Source organism: Streptococcus suis YS56, assembly GCF_000440115.1.
Lineage (GTDB): Bacteria > Bacillota > Bacilli > Lactobacillales > Streptococcaceae > Streptococcus > Streptococcus suis_L.
Map to the genome: position 1 here is coordinate 1 of NZ_ALMY01000047.1, position 3,912 is coordinate 3,912.

General features: G+C 39.9%; 5 protein-coding genes. All 5 read right to left on the reverse strand.

What is annotated here, in order from left to right; genetic code table 11:
• Window positions 1-112 precede the first annotated feature (112 nt).
• Window positions 113-751: a redox-sensing transcriptional repressor Rex gene (locus SST62_RS0105515; RefSeq protein WP_002935251.1), complete on the reverse strand. Its 639-nt coding sequence runs from the start codon at window positions 749-751 to the stop codon at window positions 113-115.
• Window positions 752-885: 134 nt separating this feature from the next.
• On the reverse strand, window positions 886-1,089 hold the full coding sequence (locus SST62_RS0105520; protein WP_024378702.1) for a DUF4649 family protein: 204 nt from the start codon (window positions 1,087-1,089) through the stop codon (window positions 886-888).
• A gap of 1 nt (window position 1,090) precedes the next feature.
• Window positions 1,091-1,435: a DUF1831 domain-containing protein gene (locus SST62_RS0105525; RefSeq protein ID WP_024402190.1), complete on the reverse strand. Its 345-nt coding sequence runs from the start codon at window positions 1,433-1,435 to the stop codon at window positions 1,091-1,093.
• A gap of 1 nt (window position 1,436) precedes the next feature.
• Window positions 1,437-2,552 (reverse strand): cysteine desulfurase family protein, encoded by a 1,116-nt coding sequence (locus SST62_RS0105530; RefSeq protein WP_029186604.1) that lies wholly within the window; start codon window positions 2,550-2,552, stop codon window positions 1,437-1,439.
• A gap of 11 nt (window positions 2,553-2,563) precedes the next feature.
• Window positions 2,564-3,541: a ribose-phosphate diphosphokinase gene (locus tag SST62_RS0105535; protein WP_012775438.1), complete on the reverse strand. Its 978-nt coding sequence runs from the start codon at window positions 3,539-3,541 to the stop codon at window positions 2,564-2,566.
• Between the last annotated feature and the right edge of the window lie 371 nt (window positions 3,542-3,912).

Below are 3,912 nucleotides of genomic sequence, written 5' to 3' on the forward strand. Positions count from 1 at the left end.
TTAGTTGAACCGCCGTGTGCCGAACGGCACGCACGGTGGTGTGAGAGGGACTAGAAATTAGTCCCTACTCGATTTCATTTCCAGAAATACCAATAACTGGTTTTTTCATTGCTTATCCTTTTCGCATAAAGTAGAGTAGTGTCTGTAATTCACTAGTCAAATCAACATACTGAACAACGACATCTTTTGGGACAGACAAGTTAACTGGTGAAAAGCTCAGAATTCCCTTAACACCAGCTTCAACAAGAATATCAGTCACTTCTTGCGCTTTGACGCTGGGTACCGTTAGAATAGCTGTCTGAGAGTTTGCTTCGCTGATACGTTCCTTGATTTCTGAGATTGCATGGATTGGGATATTTTCATCTGTCGTTCCAACAGCTGGATTATCATCTGCCTCAAAAGCCATGACTATTTTCATTTTATTTCGTTCGTGGAAGCGATAGTGTAGCAAGGCTCGCCCCATATTCCCGACTCCAACAAGCATAACATTGGTGATGGAGGTATCATTTAGAATATCCGCAAAGAAATCCATCAACTCTTTGACATTGTAGCCAAAGCCACGACGACCAAGCTCTCCAAAATAGGAAAAATCTCGGCGGACGGTAGCTGAGTCGATTCCGATAGCTTCGGCAATTTCTTTTGAACTAGCTTTTTCAATATTTCCTGCATAGAAACGTTTAAAAATGCGATAGTAGAGGGAGAGACGTTTGGCAGTTGCGCGTGGAATATCAGATTTTTTATCGTTTTTCACTTTAGACTCCTTTATTTCGATAGAATACGTTTTATCGATTATTTATATATTAAACAGTTCTTTATTCTATTCTAGTCCAAGTTTGTGAAAAAATCAACAGATTGATTTTAAAAAAAGATTAAACAGGAAACTGTCTAATCTAGTGTTTGTAAATAGCGATAGAGATCCCCGATTGTCCCTTTGTAATCCAGAGCTTGTCCGTCTTGTGTAATGCTGGTAACTGGATAATAGTCTGGGAGGGTTAAGCAACCGGAAAAAGCCAGAATAGCTGCATCTTTATTCTCAAATGTTTGGATACGTTCTTGCTTATAAGCATCAAGATAGTGAATTTCAATCATACTAACCCTCTTTTGTAAAGATGTCACGGTCAATCAAGCTATCCATGAGGAAATAGAATTTTTCTTGAATAACCTTGTTACTTTCTGGCTTAAAAATGTTTACCAGATGAAGACCAGACTTGTCGGTAATGTTAATTTTAAAACCAGTTAGGTCTTGATTGATAATAATTTTCAAGAGGAATCCTTGGTTTGAATTTGGAATTTCTTCCAGAAGACGTGTAAGCTGATAGTGACCTGCTTTGCTTTGTTCAAAGGTGTTATCACGGAGTGTATATTTTTTGATAGCAGGGCTAATGTGATAAGTAAAATTACAATCTTTTAAGGTAACTGATTGTTGGAATGCCATTTTAACCTCCAAGTATTTTCTTTAGTTCGATGATGAGAGTATCTATCTCTTCTTTTGTATTGATTTCAGATAGGCTGATACGAATGGATTCTTTCAGACGATGGGAGTCTTTTCCATACATAGCTTCTAAAACATGGCTATTTTGGACAATACCTGCCGTACATGCGGAACCGCTAGAAACAGCGATACCTGCCAAATCTAGTTGCATGAGTAGTTGTTCATTAAGTTTACCAGGAAAACCGATATTAAGGACATGAGGGAGATGAGGTCCAGCCTGATTGAGATAATAGTCTAAGCCAGACAATCCCTCGATAATATGTTGTCGCAGTTCACTGACATGCTTATGATGCGTATCTAAGGACTCATATTGTTCTGTTAGGGCAGTCGCCATAGCAGCAATGGCAGGGAGATTCTCAGTACCTGCTCGATGTTGCTGTTCCTGCTTTCCGCCGTGGATCAAGGAATCAAATTTATGAACTTTACTATACAGGAATCCCATCCCCTTTGGACCATGGAATTTATGGGCAGAGGCCGCGAGGAAGTCAATTCCGTAGTCAGAGGGAGAAATTGCGATTTTTCCAATTGCTTGAACAGCATCTACATGAAAGACGGCCTGATGATCGGCTAGGAGCTCTCCAATTTCCTTGATGGGAAGTAGTTGACCGGTCTCATTGTTAGCAAACATGACGCTGACTAAAATAGTATCTGGTCGAAGGGCATCCTGAATTTGTTGAGCGGTGATTACTTGATCGACTGGGTGGATATAGGTTACCTCGAACCCAAACCGCTCCTCTAGATATTGCATGGTATGGAGGACAGCATGGTGTTCGATAGCCGTAGTAATCAGGTGTTTTCCTTTGGATTGATGTGCAAGTGCATAGCCTTGAATAGCTAAAGTATCAGCTTCGGAGCCTCCAGATGTGAAAATAATTTGTTCAGGAGAGGCGGAGAGAATTTGAGCAATCTCTTGACGACTTTGTCTAAGATATTGATTGGCTTTCCGACCGCTTTGATGGATACTGGAGGGGTTTCCATAATTTTCTTGAGCCACTTCCATCATCCGTTGGAGTGCAGTAGGAGATAGAGCAGTGGTCGCTGCATTATCTAAATAAATCAAAGAGTTTACTCCTAGTTTTCTTTTTCAGGACTAGTAAATTTGAAAAGTGGGCTGAGTGGCTGATGTTCTTGGATGCGGTGGATGGCATCTGCAATCAAGTCACTAGCTGTTAGGAAGGCGATATTTTTAGGATGCTGTTCTTTGCTTGCAACAGAATCGGTAACTAATATTTCTTTGATTGGTGCTTCATCTAAGAGTTGGGCTGCAGTTCCCGCAAAGAGACCATGGCTGGCAACTGCATAAATTTCAGTAGCACCACCTTCTTGGACAATTTTTGAAGCTTGTGAGAAAGTGCGACCAGTATTGAGAATATCGTCCACCAAAATAGCTTTTTTACCAGCAACATCACCGATAATATAGCCTTCAGAACGTTCAGAATCATCTTGAGCGTAGTCGATAATCGCAATCGGTGCATTTAGAAATTCAGCGATATTACGCGCGCGTTTGATACCAGAATTTTTAGGACTCACAATGACGACATCTTCTCCGCAGAGTCCTTTTTCCATGTAGTAGGCTGCAAAAAGTGGTTCTGTAAGGAGATTGTCTACTGGAATATCAAAGAAACCTTGAATTTGTGAAGCGTGCAAATCAAGAGTCAATACACGGTCGACACCAGCTTTAACCAGCATATTTGCAACTAATTTAGCTGTAATTGGTTCGCGTGGAGAAGCGGTACGGTCTTGACGAGCATAGCCGAAATAAGGGATGACCGCTGTAATGGTGTTGGCACTAGCACGTTTACAAGCATCGATCATAATCAATAATTCCCACAAGTGATTATTGACCGGATAGCTTGTTGATTGGATAATGTAGACGTCTACGCCACGTACAGATTCTTCAATGTTAATTTGAATCTCACCATCAGAAAACTGACGAGAAGACAGTTTTCCAAGAGGAATTCCAGCAGAATCAGCAATTTTTTCAGCAATATCACGGTTGCTATTGAGTGAGAATAATTTAATGTTATGTTCACCGAGTGGTTGTACCATTTTAAAGTAACTCCTTTTACACACTGAGCTTTTATGATGACATAAAAGTATTTTTTACAATAGATAGTTCTATTCTATCAAAAAAATGAAAAATTTTCAGTAGTGAAACTAAAAAATCAACCTTATTTGGCTGATTTTTTATAGTTTGAAAGTTCTATAATGAAGTTAGCCACCTTACCTTAGTCAAGAATTAGATGTTTGAGTAAGTTGATGATTTCATTTGATAACAGGCTTGAAGCTGTTAGGCTAGGTGGCCAAGGCTAATCATAGCCTCTGATGTAAGGTATAAGAAAACATCTCTGTGCTATACTTGTTGTTCACCACAAACACAAGGAAAGGCACAGAGATGCAAGAACATTATACCCCAAAAG